Raw genomic sequence first — 18,572 nt, 5'->3', positions numbered from 1 at the left:
GACCGCCGCCGCCTCGCGGGCCGCCCGGCCCAGGGCGTACGGCCGGCCGGCCAGCAGGGTCAGCACCACCGGTGTCCCGGTGTCGAGGAGGGCGTCAAGGAGCTGTTGCTGTACGCCGGGCAGGGCGAGGCTCTCCGCGTCGCAGCCCTCCCCGCTGGTGCCGCGGCCGAACAGTCCGGCCCGGTCGCCGAGCGCGGCGACGACCACGTCCGCCTCACGGGCCGCCTCGACGGCCTGGTCGAATCCGCCGGTGTCCAGGGTGTCGACGTCCGCGCCGGCGACGGTGATGATCTCACTGCCGGGGAACTCGGCGGCCAACGCCTGGCGCAGGGTGGGCAGTTCGACGCCCGTGGGCGTGCCGGGGTGCTGGGCGCCGACGTGGACGGGGAAGGAGTAGCAGCCCAGGACGGCCGTCGGGGTGTCGGCCTGGGGGCCGACCAGGGCGATCCTGGCGGGGCGGCCGAGCGGAAGCGTGCCCTGGTTGCTGAGCAGGATGACGGCACGCTCCGCCAGCCGGCGGGAGATGTCCCGGTGTTCGGTACGGTCCAGGCTGACGGTCCCGCGCAGCTGTTCCGTGTCGCCGAGGACCCGCGGGTCGGCGGTGGCGAGGGCCGGGGGCACCGGGTTCCAGGCCGGATCGAGGAGGCCCAGCGCCTCCTTCTGGGTCAGGACCCGGCGTACCGCGCGGTCGACCACGGCTTCCGGCACCCGCCCCGACACCACCAGGTCGCGCAGCGGTGTGCCGAACGTCTTCACGGTGGGCAGTTCGATGTCGACCCCGGCGGTCAGCGCGGCGGCGGCGGCCTCGCCCCAGTCGGCCGCCACTCCGTGCAGGGACGAGAGGAAGGCGATGCCGAAGTAGTCGGCCACGACCGTTCCGGTGAAGCCCCAGGTGTCGCGGAGCAGTCCGGTCAGCAGGTCCTCGTCAGCCGCGCAGGGCACGCCGTCGGTGTCGGTGTACGCGTGCATGACGGACCGTACGCCGCTCTCGCGCACCGCCATCTCGAAGGGCGGGAGCATGACGTCGGCGCGCTCCCGGGGCCCCATGCCCACGGGTGCCAGGTTGCGTCCGCCGCGCGAGGCCGAGTACCCCACGAAGTGTTTGAGGGTGGCCACGACCCCCGCGGCCTCCAGCCCCTTGATGTAGGCGACGGCCGTGGTGCCGACGAGGTAGGGGTCCTCGCCGATGGTCTCCTCGACCCGGCCCCAGCGGGCGTCCCGTACGACGTCGAGTACGGGGGCGAGGCCCTGGTGCACGCCCACCGACCGCATGTCGCGCCCGATGGCGCGGGCCATCTCCCCGACCAGGGCCGGGTCGAAGGCGGCTCCCCAGGACAGCGGGACCGGGTAGGTGGTGGCGCCCCAGGCGGAGAACCCGGCGAGGCATTCGTCATGGGCCATGGCGGGGATGCCGAAGCGGTTCGCGGCGACGATGCGTTCCTGCGTACGCATGAGCGACAGGGCGCCCAGGGCGGGATCGACCGGGACGGTGCCGAAGGGCCGGGTCAACTGGCCCAGTCCGTACGGCAGTAGCGCGTCGAGCGTCGGGGGCTCGTCCATGTCGTGCTGGTGGGGCGCCACTTCGGCGCCGTCGTTGGAGGCGCCGGCCCACAGGCCGTAGAGCTGGGCGAGCTTCTCCTCCAGGGTCATGGCGGCGATCAGTTCCTCGACGCGTGACGGGCCCGGTGACGTACCGGAGATGCCGAGTCGCGGGAGAGGAGCGGGATCCGTGCTGTCGGGGCGGGTGTCGGCGGTCACGTTGGGGATCACTTTCCTCCGACGCCCATGAGCCCCTGGACCAGGGCGCGGCGGGCGAACAGGTAGACGAGCAGGACCGGCACGGTGGAGAGGACCACGGCCGCCAGCAGGCCGGGGATGTCGATGCCGTGCTGGGTCTGGAAGTTGTACAGCCCGAGGGTGAGCACCTTGGTGTTCTCGGACTGGGTGAGGACCAGGGGGAAGAGGAAGCCGTTCCAGGCCTGGAGGGCGGAGAAGACCACGATGGTCGACAGGCCGCCCTTGGAGAGCGGGACGACCAACTGGAAGAAGACCCGGCGGGTGTCGGCGCCGTCGATGGCCATGGCCTCGAACAGTTCGTCGGTGATGTCACGCATCGTGCCGGTGAGGATGAGGGCGCAGACCGGCAGACAGAACGCGGCCGTCGGCAGGATGACACCGATGAGGTTGTCGTAGAGGCCGGCTTTGCTGATGACGTAGAACATGGGGACGATCACCGCCTGCGCGGGGATGGCGAGCCCGAGCAGGAAGAGGCGGAAGACGCGCGGTCCCGACCTGCCGCGGTGGCGGACGATCGAGAAGGCCAGCGGGGGGACGAGGAGGAGCACGATGACCACCACACTGGTGGTCACGATGACGGTGTTGAGGAAGTACCGGCCGAAGCCGTTGGAGAAGTCCTGCGTGTAGTTGGACAGGGTGAAACCGCGCGGGAACGACAGGGGGCCGCCCGCGGTGTACTCCGCGCGGGACTGGACGGTGGCGCCGAGGAGCACGTACAGCGGCAGTCCGACCAGACAGAGCCACAGCAACGCACCGGCGCCCGCGAGGTAGTTGGGGGTGCGCCTCATGAGAGTCCGTCCTTTGTGCCGGCCATCTTGTCGTAGCCGGAGACCCGCACCACGACGAGCGAGATGAGGGTCGCCACGAGGACGAGGAGCAGCGCGATCGCGGCGCCCGCCCCGAAGTCGAAGCCCTTGAAGGCCTTTTGGTACATGTAGAAGGCCGTGATGGTGGTGTCGGTCCCCGGTCCGCCCTGGGTGAGGATCAGGACGGTGTCGAAGGTGGTGAGCCCGCCGACGACCATGAGGATCACCGACGTGATGATGGCGTTGCGCAGTTGCGGCAGGGTGATGTGGAAGAACTGGCGTACGGTCCCCGCCCCGTCGATGGCGGCGGCCTGGTACAGGACCGTCGGCACGGCCCGCGCGGCTCCCTGGTAGATCAGCGCGTGGAGCGGGGTGAACTGCCAGGTGCTGACGAGGACGAGGACACCGATCGCCCCGGTCCGTGATCCCAGGAGGTTGCCGTCGCCGAACAGCCAGTGGGCCTGGGCGGGCACGCCGAAGTTGGGGTCGAGCAGGGCGCGCCACAGGACGGACACCGCGGTGGCGGAGAGCAGGAGCGGGACGAAGAAGACGGCGGACAGGACGGCGCGGTTGCGCTGGGGCCCGGCCGCCCAGACACCGAGCAGGATGCTCAGGGGTGTCTGGACCACCACACCCAGCGCGGTGAGCAGGAGGCTGAGCCAGAGACTCTTGATCATGACCGGGTCGTGGAACAGCTTGGTCCAGTTGTCGAGGCCCGCGAACGTGGGCGAGCCCAGACCGCTCCAGCTGGTGAAGGAGAGCACCGCGACGAGGACGAGCGGCACGAGGGCGAACAGGACGAAGAACAGGGTGGCGGGCAGGGCCCAGCCGATGCCGGGGCGGGCGACGCCGGGCGGGCGCCCTCCCCGGCCGGGCAGGGCCCGGGCACGGGGCACCCGGGAGGAGGCGGTTGCGGTCATGATCAGGTCAGCCCTCTACGCGGTGGTCAGGGCCTGCATGGCCTTGATGAAGCCGTCGGCGTCGAGGCCGCCGTTGAAGAACTCCTGGACGGCCTGGTAGATGGGGGTCATGTTCTCGGGGGCGTACGCCTGGTCCCAGGAGAGCTGGAACGACGGGGCCTTGCCGACCAGGTCGAGCTGGTACTTGAGGTAGTCGGGGTTGGCGGCGCCCGCGAGGTGCTTCTCCGTGTTGGTCGTGGTGGGGAGGTTCCCGATGGAGAGCTGCGAGGTGACGAACGCGTCGGAGTACATCAGCTTGAGGAACTTCGCTATGGCGTCGGCGTGCTTGGTCTTCTTGGTGACGGAGTAGAAGTTGTTGGTGTTGCCGACGATGTCGGCCGGGTCGCCCTTGCCGCCCTCAACGGTCGGGAAGGTTCCGTACCCGAGGTCGTTCTTGGCGAAGTCGGGGCTGGCGTCCTGCTGGGTCGAGTACTCCCACGAGCCCATCAGCTCGAACCCGGCCTTGCCGCCGGCCAGCAGGGCGGCGGATCCGCCGTCGGTGAACTTGACCGAGTCGTAGTTGGTCCCGAAGGCCTTGGCGTCGATCAGCTCCTTGAGCATGCTCAGCGCCTTCCTGCTGTCGGGGCTGTCCCAGGCGTCCTTGTCGCCGGCGAGGGCCTTCTCGAAGAGTCCGGGCCCCGCGACCCGGTCGTACAGGTACTCGAACCACATCAGGGTGGGCCAGCGGTCCCCGCCGCCCAGCGCGATCGGGGTGACCTTCTTCGCCTTGAGCTTGTCGACCGCCGTGAGCAGTTCGGCCCAGGTGGCGGGGGGCTGTACGCCCGCGTCCGAGAGCACCGCGCGGTTGCTGAAGAGCAGGACGGGCTGGGTGCCGCGCATCGGCACGCCGTAGGCCTTGCCGTCGACGACGGCCGTGTTGAAGACCGAGGGCAGGAAGTTCGACTTGAGCCCGGGGTCCTTCTTGATCATGTCGTCGAGCGGCAGCAGCAGACCGGCCTTGACGAAGGGCTGGATGCTTCCCCCGCCCCAGTTGAAGAAGACGTCGGGGGCCTGCGGGGTGTTGATGACCGTCTGGAGCTTCTGCTGGTAGTCGGCGCCGGGGACGGTGTCGAGGACGGCCTTGACGTCGGAGGTCTTGTTGAAGGTCGCGACGATCTCCTTCTCCACCTTGTTCGCCGCGTCGCCGTAGACGAGTACGTGGAACTCCTGGGACCCGCCGGCGCTGCCGCCGTCACCGCAGGCCGTCAGGGACAGACCCATCGCGAGGGCCGCGCCGCTCGCCACGCACCGGGCGAGTCGTATGCGTATCTTCATCGAATGACCTCTCGAAAGTATCGGCCGCATTGCCGAAAGTCTCTTGGCGGGCGACCGTAGAACGCCCGCAAGGAGCGGTCAACAGCGCGGTCAGGGCGCTACCAAACCGTTACCAAGCGGTGGTGCCCTATCATTCGGCCATGCGTGAAGACAGGAGTGCAGGCCGAGTGACCCTCGCCCAGGTGGCTTCGCAAGCCGGAGTTTCCCTTTCGACAGTTTCGAAGGTCCTCAACGGACGCGCGGATGTCGCGGCTCCGACGCGGGTCAGGATCGAGGGACTGCTCGACGAGCACGGGTACCGGCGTTCGGCCCCCACGCCGCCGGAGGCACCCCTGCTCGAAATCGTCTTCCACGAGCTGGACAGCGCCTGGTCCATGGAGCTGATCAGGGGGGTGCAGAACGTGGCCAAGGCCACGGGGATGAGTGTGGTGCTCACCGAGACCGGCACCCGGCACTCCCCCGGCGCCGACTGGGTCGAAGGGGTGCTGCGCCGCCGGCCCCTCGGGGTGGTGCTGGTCTTCTCCACGCTTCCCGACGAGCTCAAGAAGAAGCTGTGGTCCCGGGCGATCCCGTTTGTCATCATCGATCCGGCCGGTGACCCCGAGCCGGACGTGCCGTCGGTGGGCTCGGCGAACTGGGCGGGCGGGCTGGCCGCGACCCGCCATCTCATCGAGCTCGGTCATCGCCGGATCGCGGTCATCACCGGCCCCGAGGACATGATCTGCTCGCTCGCGCGCCTCGACGGCTTCCGTTCCGCCCTGGGCATGGCGGGGCTGGAGGCGGATCCCGCGCTCATCCGGTTCGGCGACTTCCACGTCGGGTCGGGGCACGCCCACGCCATGGATCTGCTGAGCCGCCCCGACCGCCCGACCGCGATTTTCGCCGGCAGCGATCTCCAGGCCCTGGGCGTGCTGGAGGCGGCCCGGGTGCTCGGTCTCCAGGTGCCGGAGGACGTCTCCGTCGTGGGGTACGACGACATCCCGCCCGCCCAGTGGTCGAGCCCCGCGCTGACGACCGTCCACCAGCCCCTGGTGGAGATGGCCGAGGAGGCGGCGCGCATGCTGCTGCGGCTGCGGGACACGGATCAGACCGACGCGCGCATCGAACTGGGGACCAAACTGGTCGTCAGGAACAGCACGGCGGCGGTCCGCACGGAGCCTTCCCAGGGGGTGTCCGCGTAACGGTCCGGCACGGCCGCGAAGGGATCATCGGGACGGTTGGGCATCCCCCTGACCGGCGAGCACTTCACCGATCACGTGTTGCCCGACGGCGTGCATCACCGGGTCCGAGTGCCGGTAGTACGAGACCTCCATCAGCGCGACCGACAGCGCCCAGCCGCGCCCGCGCGCCCAGGACGCGTCGTCCGCTTCCACGCTGGTACGGAAGACGTCTCGCGCCGCGCCGCCCAGCAGGTACCAGGCCGGGAGCAGGTCGACGGCGGGATCGCCGAGGCCCGTGCAGCCGAAGTCGATGACCGCGCTGAGACGTCCACGTACCGTCAGTACGTTGCCGGGCTGGAGGTCCGCGTGGATCCAGACGGGCGCGTCGCGCCACTCGGGTGCGCGCAGGGCCGCCTCCCAGACGGCGGTCGCCGCCCGCGCGTCGACGATCCCGTGCAGTTCGCCGATCGCGGCGCGGGTGGCGGTGTCCCTCGCGGCCAGGTGCTCGCTCCGGTAGGAGGGAGGGCCGTCGGTGGGATCGATCCGCCGCAGGGCGCGGACGAACTCCGCCAAGTCCCGCGCGAACAGGCCGGTTCGGTCGACGCCGCCGGCCGTCGGGGTCTCCCCCTCCAGCCACCGGTAGACGGACCAGGCCCACGGGTAGTCCGCCACCGGCCTCCCCTTCCCGAGGGGTACGGGAACGGCGAACGGGAGCGAGGGGGCGATCCGCGGCAGCCACCGGTGCTCCCTGTCCACGTCGGCGGCGGCCGCCTCACGGCGGGGAAGGCGCACCACCATGGTGTCGCCCAGCCGGTACATGGCGTTGGACGTCCCGTTGTCGACCCGTACGACGGGCAGGTCCGCCCACTGCGGGAACTGCGCGGCGAGCAGTCGTCGTACGAGGGACGCGTCGATGTCCGCCTCGTCGGCGTGCAACTTGTCGGCGTGCGAGGTGTCGGCGCACATGGAACCTCCTTGGCCGGGGTCCGAGGGTACTTGGGCGCCAAGGCGGTTGACGATCGGCACCACAGAGAACGACGACGCGCAGCGGTTCTCGCCTGAGTGGCGAGAGGTCGCCACCCGCGATTCACGAAAATGCCCGCCGGGTAGCCAATCTCCGCCGAAAGCATCTCGAAAGGGAGAATCGTGAAAGTTCTACGTGTTGTCTCTGTGCTCGCCGCCGCCGCGGCCTCGCTGGCGGCCCTCACCGTCCCGGTCTCCGCTGCCGACGCGGAGCCGGCCTCCGCGACCCACTGTCTGCTGGTACTGGACCAACTCCGGCCGGGGGAAGAGGCGTCCACGCCCCGTTCGCACACCTGTTACACCGGCCCGCAGGCCGAGCGGAGAGCGGTCGCCGCGGCGCCCGCCGCCTCCGTCAAGCTGATGACCTGGGCGACGGACGCCAACTACGGCGGCGAGTACACCCATGTCTACGGCGGTGCGGCGTGCGACAGCGCGGGGTACTCGTTCTCCCCCAACTCCTGGTGGTCGAGCCGCCTGTCCTCGTACCTCGTGTACAGCGGGTGCAACAAGTCCTTCGCCCGGGGCAACCGGGGCAACGCCAGCTTCACCGGTGACGTGCCCTGGGTGGGCGCGACACTCAACGACGACATCGACTACATCAAGATCTGGCGCGGCTGACCCCACTTCGCGGACACGCCCCAGGCCCTTGCCCGCGGTCCACCGATGACGCCGGCGCCGGCGTCATCGGTGGGCCTGGGCGGTCCTGGCCACCTCGCGCCGCGGCTGGGCGCGGGCGCCGAGCTGGAACAGCGCTTGCGGCGCGCCTCCGCGGCCCCGCCGTCACCGCTTGTCGGGCGCCCCCGTCTCCAGCAACCGGCCCTCGGTGAGCCGCAGCCAGCGATTCACGCCGATCTCCGCGAGAAACCGCTCGTCATGGCTGACCACGACAAACGCGCCCTCGTACGCGTTGAGCGCTCCCTCCAGCTGGCCGACGCTGACCAGGTCGAGGTTGTTGGTCGGCTCGTCCAGCAGCAGGAGTTGCGGGGCCGGTTCGGCGTACAGGACACATGCCAGCGTGGCGCGCAGCCGCTCGCCGCCGGAGAGGGCGGCGACCGAAAGGTGGATGCGGGGGCCCCGGAACAGGAAGCGGGCCAGGAGATTCATCCGTTCCGCCTCGGGCATCGCGGGGGCGAACGCGGCCAGGTTCTCGGCCACGGTGCGGGCCGGGTCCAGCAGGTCCAGGCGCTGGGACAGGTACGCGACCCGGCCGTCGGCCCGCTTGGTGCCGCCGCCCGCCACCGTCGGCGCCTCCTGCGGATCGCAGTCCGCCGGCTCACCGTTGATCACGCGCAACAAGGTTGATTTCCCGGCGCCGTTGGGGCCGGTGAGAGCGATCCGCTCGGGGCCCCGGATCGCCAGGTCGATGCCCGGCGGAGAGAACAGGTCCCGCTCTCCGCGCCGTACTCGCAGCTGTTCGCCGAGGAAGACCGTGCGCCCCACCGGGACGTTCGTACCGGGCAGTTCCAGCGCGATGGCCTGTTCGTCCCGCAGCGCGCGGCCCGCCGCGTCGAGGCGGGCCTTGGCGTCGCCGACCCGGGCAGCGTGTGTTTCGTTCGACCTGCCGGCCGATTCCTGGGCGTTGCGTTTCATCGTCCCGGCGAAGATCTTCGGCAGGCCGGCGCTCTTGAGGTTGCGGGCGGCGTTGCCTGCCCGGCGCTCGGCCCGTTCGCGGGCCTGCTGCATCTCCCGCTTCTCCCGCTTGACGTCCTGTTCGGCACTGCGGATGTTCTTCTCGGCGACTTCCCGCGCGGTGCGTACGGCGTGCTCGTACGCCGTGAAGTTCCCGCCGTGGAAACGGACTTCGCCCCGGTCGAGTTCGGCGACGCGGTCCACCCGGTCGAGCAGGGCCCGGTCGTGGCTGACCACGAGAAGGCAGCCGTTCCAGTCCTCCAGCACGCCGTAGAGCCTGCGGCGGGCTTCGAGATCGAGGTTGTTGGTCGGTTCGTCGAGCAGGAGGACGTCGGGTTGCCTGAGCAGTTGCGCCGCCAGGCCGAGGGAGACGACCTGCCCGCCGCTGAGCGTGTGCAGGTACCGGGTGAGGGCGATGCCACCGAGACCGAGCCGGTCGAGCTGGGCGCGGGTGCGCTCCTCGATGTCCCAGTCGGTGCCGATGGTGGTGAAGTGCTCCTCGCTCGTGTCCCCGGACTCGATGGCGTCGAGTGCGCGGATCACCGGCGCCACGCCCAGGACGTCGGCCACGGTCAGGCCGCCGGCGAGCGGCAGGCTCTGCGGGAGGTGGCCGAGCACACCGTCGACGGAGACGGAACCGCCGCTGGGCCGGTACTCGCCGGCGATCAGCTTGAGCAGGGTGCTCTTCCCCGCCCCGTTCGGCGCGACGAGGCCGGTGCGACCGCCTCCCACGCTGAAGGAGAGGTCCAGGAAGACGGGTGTGTCGTCGGGCCAGGAGAAGGAGAGGTTCGAGCAGATGATGTACGCGTCGGACATGCGGGAGCCCTCATGGGTGACGCGGGCGGGTCGGGACCGCCCGACAGGGAGACAGGGAAGGGGGAACGACAAAGCGGCCACGGTGGCGGCGCTCGGTGCGCGGCTGCCGGTGGCCTCTCACTTCCGGGATTCACCCGGAGATGTCGTCGTCACCCGCCATGTCTGCTCTCCCTGGTCCGGTCACTCGGATCGCTCGGTTGGTCCCAGATTAACAAGGGCGATCTTCCGTTTCCAACGAGTTGAAGGCCGTCCGCGCGGGCCGCGCCTCCGCCCTCCGGCACCCCCCGACCCACCGCTTCAACCGGTGTCGATCCGCGATCAGGAGGTAGCCTCCCACCATGGCGGGAGAACAGGTGGGAGACACGGTGGGGAACGCGGCAGGCGGCGCGGGCGGTACGGCGGGGGGCGCGGCGGCCACCGACGCGCCCCCCGCGTTTGTGTTTGTCGGCGGACGACCGTGCCTGGACTTCGTGGCGACCCTCGGGCGGCGCGGCAGCCTGGAGCTGGAACGGCTGCCCGACCCGGAGTCCCTGGCGCGGTGGTTCTCGGAGTCCGGGCTCACCCCGCCCCACGCGCCCGCCGCGACGGGAACAGCACCACGGACGGCGACGCGGGTGACGGACGCGGACCTGGAACGGGCCCGTGGCCTGCGCGAGTCGGCGTACCGGCTCATCCGCGCCGTACCGGAGGACCGCACGCCGGAGCCGGCGGACGTGGCGCTCGTGAACACCTTCGCCGCCGCGCCCGACCTCGTACCGCGGCTGACCTGGACACCGCCCGGTGGGCCCGCGGCGGCCACGGGGTGGACCGGCGGGGACGCCGTGGGGGCAGCCCTGTCCACCGTCGCGCGCGACACGGTCACCCTGCTGGGCAGCCCACTCCTGGCACGGGTCAAGCAGTGTGAGAATCCCGTCTGCACCCTGCTCTTCCTGGACGATTCCCAGGCCCGGCGCCGCCGTTGGTGTTCCATGGAGCGCTGCGGGAATCTCGCCAAGGTGGCGGGCTACCGCTCGCGTTCCGCGCGGCGCGCCTGACCTCCGGCCGTCCGGCCGCGTGGGGTGATCACCGCTCCCGTACGGCGATCACTCCCGTACGGTGAGCAGCACCTTGCCGCGGATGGAGCGGTCCTCCAGATGTGTGTGCGCCTTCCCGGCCTCGGTGAGGTCGTACGTCGCGTCGACGGGCACGCTGAACCGCCCCTGGGCGAGGCCCGTGAGCAGATCGCGCAGATCCGGACGGGGGTCGTAGCCACCCTCCCTGAGAGCGGTGACCTGGAAGCCGAAGATGCGGGCGTTCTTCGGGTAGAAGTCGCGGGTGTCGATGGTGCTCGGTTCGAGGGCCACGTTGGCCATGGCGATCACCCGCCCGGCGTTGCCGACGATCAGCAGGCTCTCGCTGAAGGTGGCGCCGCCGACCGTGTCCAGGACGACGTCGGCGCCCTTGCCGCCGGTCAGGTCGAGCACGTGCTGGACCCGTTCGGCGGAGGACGGGCCCCGTGAGTCCAGGACGTGGTGGGCTCCGAGGGACTCGACCCATTCCCGCTTCTCGGGGGATCCGGCGGTGGCGATCACCGTCGCTCCCGCGTCCACGGCGATCTGTACGGCCGCGCTGCCGACACCGCTCGCCGCCGCGTGGACGAGAACGGTCTCACCGGCCTCCAGGCGCGCGAGCGTCCGCAGGGTGTACCAGGCGGACAGCCACGCGGTGGGCAGGGCGGCGGCGCTGAGGCTGTCGACCTCGTCCGGGACGAGCACGGTCTGAGCGGCCGGGACGGCCACCCGCTCGGCGTAGAAACCTGGTTCGTTGGTCGCCCCGAAGGCCAGGACGCGCTGGCCGACGGCCACTTCGGTGACGTCGTCGGCGACGGCCACGACGGTTCCCGCGCCTTCGAGGCCCAGGCGCAGCGGGGGCCGGCCGGCGCGGTGGTACTTCCCGGCGCGCGCGAGTACGTCGGCGCGGTTGACGCCGGCGGCCTCGACCGCGACGACGATCTCTCCCTGGCCCGGGGCCGGTTCGGGAAGTTCGGCGAGTTCCAGCCGCTCCGGGCCACCGAACTCTCGTACTACGACTCCGCGCATCGGCTGCTCGCTCTCTCGTTCGTGGTGCCTGACACGATCATCGACAGCAGCGACACTACCTGAACAGGTGTCGCTCTGTCTCGAACGCTTCGGCCGGCTCGGCCTCAGGCATCACGCATCACGTAGCGAGCAGCGGGCAACAGGCCCCGGACAGTTGGCAAGGGGATCAGTTCGTGCCCGCCGGTGGGTCGGCCAGGTCTCCCGTGAGAAGTCCCGTGGCCTGGCCGACCTCGATGAGATAACCGTCCGGATCGCGCAGGTAGCAGCGCAGTTCCGCTTTCCTGTCGATGGGCGGGGTGAGGAACTCCGCCCCTTTGGCGCCCCACTCGCGGTAGCAGCGGTCGATGTCCGCCACACGGAGGTTGAGGAAGCTGGAGACGGTGTTCAGGTCCTCGGGCACGCGCAGTGTGACATCGGGCTTGTCAGGTGTGGGCCCGCCACCGGGGTTCATGATGATCCACCCGTTGGCGAGGCGCACGATGCACGGGTTCTCCTCCAGCACCACGGTGCCGCCCAGGACGTCCGTGTAGAACGCCCGGGAGCGCGCCACGTCCCCGACGGTGAGGAAATGGGTCATGTAGAGGCCCGTGTCCGGGGCGGGAAGATCGGCGGGTTGCGGCTGCATGATGACACCCCCTGCGTTCAGGTGGCGAACGTTCACGACGCGCGGCCCGGCGTCTCACCCGGCCACAAGCTCACCTCCTCAGTGTCGCACCGTGGCGTAGGGGCACAAGCGGAACGCTTCCACCCCCGGACCGCTCACCTGAAGGCCGCGATGTTCCGTACCGCCCACTCGGCGAAGCCACGGGGCGCCCGGCCCAGGACCCGTTCGACGTCGGCGCTGATCCGCTGCTCGGCGGGGTGGGGCGCGCCGAGGATGTCGAGCGTCGTCTCGACCACGGGCTCGGGCATGAACCCCAGCATCTGCGCGCGGGCCACCTCGCGGGTCTGTTCGACGAACCGGATCGGCTCGCCCAGCGCGTCCCCGATGGCCTGGGCCCGCCGGCGGGGCGAGTTGAGCGCGGGACCGGTCAACTCGTAGGTCCGTCCCGCGTGTTCGTCCTCACGCAGAGCCGCCGCGGCGACCTCCGCGATGTCGGCCGGATCGACGGTCGGCAGGCCGACGTCACCGAACGGCGCGGCGACGGTCCTTCGGGTACGGATGCCCTCGGCCCAGCCGTACGCGTTGGAGTGGAAGCCGGTAGGCCGCAGGATCGTCCAGTCCATGCCCGACTGCCGGACCGCCTCCTCGAAGGACCGTCCCGTACGTCCATGGGACTCGGACCGGGGCCGGGTCGCGACCGCCTGGGAGGACAGCAGCACGATCCGTGCCACTCCCGCGGCCTTCGCGATGTCGACGATGTCCCGCGGGTTCAGCAGGTACGCCCCGGGGCCGCCGTCGTGCAGGAACAGCGCGTCGGCGCCCTCGAAAGCGGGCCGGAGGCTCTCCGGGTCGGCGAGGTCCGCCCTCCGGTGCCTTACCCCCTCCGGCGCGGACTCGCCCGACACGTTGCGGGACACGGCCGTCACCTGCTCCCCGGCTGCCGCGAGTGCCTGGACGAGGGGACGTCCGACGTTGCCGGTCGCTCCGGTCACCACGATCATGTTCAGCTCCAAAAGTCGTTCGGGGAAAGGTCGTTCCACGTCGTTCCCGGTCGTTCCCGATCGGGCGCGTCCGGTCATGTCCCTCATCCTCAAAGCTGAACAGGCCATCTCCTGGCCACTTTCCGGAAGAGAATGGCCCGTATGAGAGCGGACAGGCTGGTGGCGACGCTGCTGTTCCTTCAGGCGTCAGGACGGGCGACCGTGGCGGAGGTGGCCGCGGAGCTGGAAGTGTCGGAACGTACGGCGCGGCGCGACCTGGAGGCGCTGGCGACCGCCGGCGTTCCCGTCTACTCGCGGCGCGGCCGGGGTGGTGGCTGGTCGCTGGTCGGCGGGGCGCGGACGAATCTCACCGGGCTGACCGCCGACGAGATCCGGGCGCTGTTCCTCCTCACGGGGCCCTCGTCGGCCTCCCCCGAACTGCGCACCGCCCTGCGCAAGTTGGTCCAGGCCCTGCCGGCGCCCTTCCGGCGCGACGCCGAGGCCGCGTCGCGCGCGACGGTCACCGACGGCACGGACTGGTCGCGTACCGCCGTCACGGCCGGAGGACCGCATCTCGACGTGCTCAGGAACGCGGTGGTGGCCGGGACGCGGGTACGGCTCGGGTACGCGGGACCCGGCAGGCCCGCCGGCGAGCGGACGGTCCACCCATTGGGGCTCGCGTCCAAGGCCGGGGTCGAGTACCTGGTCGCGGGTACCGACCGGGGCCTGCGGACCTTCCGGCTCAGCCGCGTCACGTCCGTCACGGCGACCGGCGATCCCGTCGTCCGGCCGGCCGGCTTCGATCTCGCCACGGCGTGGCGGTCCCTCGCCGCGCGGATGGAGGACCGGATGCACGCCGCGACGGTACGGGCCCGGGCCGAGGCGAGCGCCGGACCCCTGCTGGAACGACTGTTCGGCGACCGGCTGCGGGTGGGGGCCGCGCTCCCCGAGGGGTGGGTGGAGGTGGAGATCGACGGGCCGTCGCCGGAGGTGGTCGCGGCGCAACTCGCCGGACTCGGCGCACGCGTCGAGGTGCTCGCGCCACCGGAGGCCAGGGAGCGGCTGGCGGGCCTGGCGGCGGAGCTCGCGGCCGTCTACGGGCGACCGGCGGCGACGGACGAGGGTCACGCCCCTGCGCGGCGGCGCCCTACCGCTGCCGCGCCGCCTCCCACCGCCGTGTCGGCCGAGTGAACGGGAGCGGCCGGGAGCGGTGCCGTACGGACGAGGCGTCCGGAGAGTCCGGCGACCGCCGACACACGTACGGCGCGGGTCCGAGCGGCGAAGGAGCTGCCATCGGCCACCTGCCGGTACGGCCACCCGCCGCAGGGGAACGCCGCACGCGCCGCTACGCGTCGTCCGAAGACCGAACATCCTCAGGCGAGCGGGACGGCCGTTCGAAGGCATATACGCGCACGGGATCGAGGCGCAGCTCGTACGGACCCACGCAGTCGGCGACAAGGGTCGCGACGAGCGTCCCGGTCGTTCCCGGTGGCAGAGGCAGCGCCCGGTCGCCGGGTGCGGTCTCCTCGCTGCTCCCAGCGGGTTCGTACGGCGCATCCGAAGGCTCCGGATCGATGGCGTACCGGCCGCGCGGCACCGTTCGGGGGCGCCGGCCTCGTCTGCCTTGTACCCGTCCCTACCCGTCCGAGGCCTGACGCGGCCGGGATCCGTGGTCGGGGCATCTATTTTGGCCGCGGTGCCGAGTATGAAACGCTGAATGAAATGCCGCAAAAGCGACACACGCGCTTCGATGGGATGCAGGTGATGGCGGGTTTCGGCGGGGAGGCGCCCGGGAGCGGGCGAGGAGTGGACCGCTCGGGGGTCGGGCCGTTCGTGGTGGTCTGTGTGATCCGGGCGGACGGGACCGTCGCCGGGTGGACGAAGGCCGCCGAGGACATGGTGGGCCGCTCGGCCGGCGACGTCGTGGGACGGCCGGCCGGGCGTCTGCTGATGTCCGCCGGTGACTCGCCCGCGCCGGAGACCTGGTCGGCGCGGGCCAGGGAGCGGGAGCCGTGGACCGGGATGATCGAGGTCCGTCACGGCGAGGGCCACGGGGTCCGGATGATCTTCCACGCGTCCCCCATGTCCGCCGAGGACGGCAGGACCGACTGGTTCCTGTCGGCCGCCGAGCTGTCCGGCACCCCGTCCCCCGCCGCCGAGGCCGCGACGCAGGCAGCTGTCCTCGCCCGCTCGCCCATCGGCCTGTCCCTCTGGGACCGCGATCTGCGGTGTGTCTGGCTGAACGGTGCGGCGGAGCGGCAGGACACCACCCCGCTCCGGCACCGGATCGGACGGCGCGTGACCGACACCCACCCCGGCGGCGAGGCCGAGGCGGTCGAGGCGGTGATGGGAGGTGTCCTCGACAGCGGCACACCGGTGGTCGACCACGCCTACCAGTGGATCGCACCGGGCCGGCCGGAGCAGCGGGCCTACTCCTGCTCCTACTTCCGACTCGACGGGGAGGACGGCCGGCCCCTGGGCCTGTGCGCCATGTCGGTGGACGTCAGCGGAAGTTGGGCGAGAGAGCGCCTCGCCGTCCTCAGCGAGGCAGGCACCCGCATCGGCACGACGCTCGACGTGATCAACACCGCCCAGGAGCTGGCCGACGTCGCCGTGCCGCTCCTCGCCGACTACGTCACCGTCGACCTCGCCGATTCCGTACCCCTCGGCAACGAACCCCTCGGCCGGCTCGCGTCCACCGCACGGAGCATTCCCGTCTTCCGGCGGGCGGGCGTGGCCTCCATCCACCCCGCGCTGCCCGAGTCCCTCTGGCCGGTGGGGGAAGCGGTGTTCGTCCCTCCGTCCTCGCCGTTCACCCACGTCCTGGCGTCGAGGAGGTCCCACTTCGAACCGGTACTGGACACCTCCCCCGGCACCTGGCTCGACCACGACCCGGACCGGGCGCGGGCCATCGCGGCGACCGGCATGCACTCCCTGATCATCGTCCCGCTCCAGGCACGCGGGACGGTGCTGGGCGTGGCCGTCTTCGTCCGTACGGAGAATCTCGCCGCGTTCACCAGGGACGACCTGCTCCTGGCCGAGGATCTCGGCGCCCGCGCCTCGCTCAGCCTGGACAACGCGCGCCGGTACACCCGGGAACGGACCGCCGCGCTCGCGCTGCAACGCAGCCTGCTTCCCCACTACCTCTCGGGCGGCAGCGCCGTCGAGATCGCGTCCCGTTACCTGCCCACCGACATGCGCGAGGGAGTGGGCGGGGACTGGTTCGACGTGATCCCCCTGCCGGGCGCCCGGGTCGCCCTGGTGGTCGGTGACGTCGTCGGTCACGGCATCGCCGCCGCCGCGACGATGGGCCAACTCCGCACGGCCGTGCGGACGCTGGCGGACATGGACCTGCCGCCCGACGAACTGCTCGCCCACCTGGACGAATTGGTCGTCCATCTGACCGAAGGGGACGCCAGGAACCAGAACTTCACCACCCCGGTCATGGGTGGTACGTGCGTGTACGCCGTCTACGACCCCGTCGACCGGTGCTGCACCGTGGCGCGGGCCGGGCATCCGCCGCCCGCGATCGTGAGCCCGGACGGCCGGGTCACGTTCCCCGACCTGCCCCCGGGAACACCGATCGGCCTCGGTCTGGCACCCTTCGAGTCCGTCGAGCTGGAGCTGGAGCCGGGAAGTGTGATCGCCCTCTACTCCGACGGGCTCGTCGAGAGCCGGGAGGCCGACATCGACGCCGGGCTGGAACGGTTGAGAACGGCCCTGTCCCGGACCGGCACGCCGCTGGAGGATCTCTGCACCGAGGTGGTCGCCGCCATGACGGCACCCGCTCCGGGGGTCGGCGACACGGCTTCCGGTGGCGCGACTTCGGCTGGCGCGACTTCCCGCCGTGCGCTGACCACGGCGCCCTCGGAGGACGACGTGGCCCTCCTGCTGGCCCGTACCCGCGCGTTCGGCCCCGACCAGGTCGCCTCGTGGGACCTGACCCGCGACCCCACCAGCGTCGCCGACGCACGCTCCTACGCGGCCGGCCGACTCGCGTCGTGGGGTCTGGAGCACCTCGCCGGTACGGTGGAACTCGTCGTGAGCGAGCTGGTGACCAACGCCCTGCGGCACGGCGCGGGGCCCGTACGGCTCCGCCTGATCCGGCACAGCTCGCTGGTGTGCGAGGTCTCCGACGCCGACCACAGCACGCCCCGCCTGCGCCGCCCGCGCGCACTCGCGGAGGGCGGCTGGGGGCTGCTGCTCGTCTCCTCGCTGGCCGACCGCTGGGGCAGCCGCCTCACGGCCGACGGAAAGATCGTCTGGGCGGAGCTGGAGCTGCCGCCCGGCTCCTGAGAGCCGGAGCCGCAGCCGGTGCGGGAGTCAGGGACGCGGAAGCCGGCCCGACCGGTCCGCCAGGTCCTCCAGAAGCGCGACGGCCCCGGCCGCCCTCTCGAACGGGACGAACAGGTGGTCGTGGTGGAAACCGGCGACCACATTGCAGCTGACGCCCGCCGTGGCCAGCTCCTGGGCGACCGCGGCCGTCAGGCCGACCGCCTCCAGGGCGGAGTGCACCCGCAGGGTGATCCACCCCGCCACGTAGTCGTACGGAAGTCCCGCCGCGTCCGCCTCCTCCAGGCGGACCACCAGCGTCAGCCCCTCCCGTTCGGCGACCGTCACCAAGGGCGTCACGCCGGAGGGGATCCCGGCGGGACCGTCGGACCCGGCGGGGCCCCCGACGGTCGTGAAGACGTAGCGTCCGGGGTTCAGTTCGGGGCGCATACCGCTCAGCAAGGCGCGCAGATCCTTCTCACCGCTCATGATCGCCACCTTAGGCGCGCCGCAGGGCCGAGGGCAGGCCGGGGGGAGGGCCGGGGTCTCGCCGGAAGCGTCGTCGACTGTATACACTCGCCATCAGGATCCGCGTCCGCGACCCGTCCACGACCCAACGGAATGATTGTTCTTCGGAGGCGACATGGAAGACCTGGACCCCGACGTCGTACTGGCAATGGCCGCCCAGGCGCCCGACGGCATCGTGATCATCGACCGTGAGGGTCTGATCCGGTACTGGAACCGGGGCGCGGAGCGGATCTTCGGCTACTCGGCGGCCGAGGTCGACGGCCGCAACCTGGACGTGATCATCCCCGAGAAGCACAGGCAACGCCACTGGGACGGCTTTGTGGCCGCCATGGCCTCCGGGACCAGCAAGTACGGGGACGACGACCTCCTCGCCGTACCCGCCCTCACCGCCGACGGCAGCACGGTGTCGATCGAGTTCAGCGTGGTGCTGCTGGCCGCTCCCGACGGGACCGCCGGCCATGTCGGAGCCGTCATCCGCGATGTCACGGCCCGTCGGGCGCAGGAGAAGGAGACACGCCGGCGGCTCCTCGCGGCCACGCCGAAGACGGAACCCGCGACACCCGCGCCCTGACCTGACCGAGCCGGGGCGGGGCGGGGCGGGCCGGGCCGGGCCGGGCCACCGAGCGAACAGCCGAGCGGCCGTCA

At 71.4% G+C, this 18,572-nt stretch carries 16 protein-coding genes; 6 read left to right on the top strand and 10 right to left on the bottom strand.

The window, feature by feature from the left end; all coding sequences use genetic code 11:
• The 4 genes from GT042_RS17935 to GT042_RS17920 all read right to left on the bottom strand — a co-directional run.
• Positions 1-1,650: glycoside hydrolase family 3 protein (locus tag GT042_RS17935; RefSeq protein WP_161309726.1), on the bottom strand; the 1,650-nt coding region annotated here is incomplete at its 3' end.
• A gap of 116 nt (positions 1,651-1,766) precedes the next feature.
• Positions 1,767-2,585: a carbohydrate ABC transporter permease gene (locus tag GT042_RS17930; RefSeq protein WP_161309724.1), complete on the bottom strand. Its 819-nt coding sequence runs from the start codon at positions 2,583-2,585 to the stop codon at positions 1,767-1,769.
• A complete protein-coding gene (locus GT042_RS17925) occupies positions 2,582-3,523 on the bottom strand; it encodes a sugar ABC transporter permease (protein WP_161309723.1) in 942 nt (313 codons plus the stop codon). Before GT042_RS17925 ends, GT042_RS17930 begins: the two co-directional genes overlap by 4 nt.
• Before the next feature lie 15 nt (positions 3,524-3,538).
• Positions 3,539-4,837, bottom strand: a complete 1,299-nt coding sequence (locus GT042_RS17920) for an extracellular solute-binding protein (RefSeq protein WP_161309722.1) — start codon at positions 4,835-4,837, stop codon at positions 3,539-3,541.
• Positions 4,838-4,977: 140 nt separating this feature from the next.
• Between GT042_RS17920 and GT042_RS17915 the strand changes: the two genes are divergently transcribed.
• Positions 4,978-6,018, top strand: coding sequence for a LacI family DNA-binding transcriptional regulator (locus GT042_RS17915; RefSeq protein WP_161309721.1), 1,041 nt, complete (start codon positions 4,978-4,980; stop codon positions 6,016-6,018).
• Between the two features lie 24 nt (positions 6,019-6,042).
• On the opposite strand, the gene GT042_RS17910 is transcribed toward GT042_RS17915, so the two are convergent.
• Positions 6,043-6,963 carry an aminoglycoside phosphotransferase family protein gene (locus GT042_RS17910; protein WP_161309720.1) on the bottom strand — a complete coding sequence of 307 codons (921 nt, stop codon included), beginning with the start codon at positions 6,961-6,963 and terminating at the stop codon, positions 6,043-6,045.
• A 180-nt stretch (positions 6,964-7,143) separates the two neighbouring features.
• Between GT042_RS17910 and GT042_RS17905 the strand changes: the two genes are divergently transcribed.
• Entirely contained in the window at positions 7,144-7,638 is a 495-nt protein-coding gene (locus GT042_RS17905; RefSeq protein WP_161309719.1) for a hypothetical protein, read from the top strand.
• 162 nt (positions 7,639-7,800) lie between these two features.
• On the opposite strand, the gene GT042_RS17900 is transcribed toward GT042_RS17905, so the two are convergent.
• Positions 7,801-9,465 (bottom strand): ABC-F family ATP-binding cassette domain-containing protein, encoded by a 1,665-nt coding sequence (locus GT042_RS17900; RefSeq protein WP_161309718.1) that lies wholly within the window; start codon positions 9,463-9,465, stop codon positions 7,801-7,803.
• A 338-nt stretch (positions 9,466-9,803) separates the two neighbouring features.
• Between GT042_RS17900 and GT042_RS17895 the strand changes: the two genes are divergently transcribed.
• The gene (locus GT042_RS17895) at positions 9,804-10,499 is read left to right on the top strand and encodes an ABATE domain-containing protein (RefSeq protein ID WP_161309717.1); all 696 of its coding nucleotides are present in this window, start codon (positions 9,804-9,806) and stop codon (positions 10,497-10,499) included.
• A 48-nt stretch (positions 10,500-10,547) separates the two neighbouring features.
• On the opposite strand, the gene GT042_RS17890 is transcribed toward GT042_RS17895, so the two are convergent.
• The 3 genes from GT042_RS17890 to GT042_RS17880 form a co-directional block, all read right to left on the bottom strand.
• A complete protein-coding gene (locus GT042_RS17890; RefSeq protein ID WP_161309716.1) occupies positions 10,548-11,543 on the bottom strand; it encodes a zinc-binding dehydrogenase in 996 nt (331 codons plus the stop codon).
• A gap of 166 nt (positions 11,544-11,709) precedes the next feature.
• A complete protein-coding gene (locus GT042_RS17885; RefSeq protein ID WP_161309715.1) occupies positions 11,710-12,168 on the bottom strand; it encodes a VOC family protein in 459 nt (152 codons plus the stop codon).
• Positions 12,169-12,302: 134 nt separating this feature from the next.
• Positions 12,303-13,148 carry an NAD(P)H-binding protein gene (locus GT042_RS17880; protein ID WP_161309714.1) on the bottom strand — a complete coding sequence of 282 codons (846 nt, stop codon included), beginning with the start codon at positions 13,146-13,148 and terminating at the stop codon, positions 12,303-12,305.
• Positions 13,149-13,289: 141 nt separating this feature from the next.
• Between GT042_RS17880 and GT042_RS17875 the strand changes: the two genes are divergently transcribed.
• Together GT042_RS17875 and GT042_RS17870 are read left to right on the top strand one after the other, a co-directional pair.
• On the top strand, positions 13,290-14,318 hold the full coding sequence (locus GT042_RS17875) for a WYL domain-containing protein (protein WP_161309713.1): 1,029 nt from the start codon (positions 13,290-13,292) through the stop codon (positions 14,316-14,318).
• Between the two features lie 531 nt (positions 14,319-14,849).
• Positions 14,850-17,423, top strand: a complete 2,574-nt coding sequence (locus GT042_RS17870; RefSeq protein ID WP_237530901.1) for a SpoIIE family protein phosphatase — start codon at positions 14,850-14,852, stop codon at positions 17,421-17,423.
• 27 nt (positions 17,424-17,450) lie between these two features.
• Here GT042_RS17870 and GT042_RS17865 read toward each other — a convergent pair whose 3' ends face one another.
• Positions 17,451-17,888: an ACT domain-containing protein gene (locus tag GT042_RS17865; RefSeq protein WP_161309712.1), complete on the bottom strand. Its 438-nt coding sequence runs from the start codon at positions 17,886-17,888 to the stop codon at positions 17,451-17,453.
• Between the two features lie 154 nt (positions 17,889-18,042).
• Here GT042_RS17865 and GT042_RS17860 point away from each other — a divergent pair, with 154 nt between their 5' ends.
• Entirely contained in the window at positions 18,043-18,498 is a 456-nt protein-coding gene (locus GT042_RS17860) for a PAS domain S-box protein (RefSeq protein WP_161309711.1), read from the top strand.
• Positions 18,499-18,572: the final 74 nt, after the last annotated feature.

This window comes from Streptomyces sp. SID3212 (assembly GCF_009865405.1).
In the GTDB taxonomy this organism is placed as follows: domain Bacteria; phylum Actinomycetota; class Actinomycetes; order Streptomycetales; family Streptomycetaceae; genus Streptomyces.
This window is presented reverse-complemented; position numbering and strand designations above follow the sequence as displayed.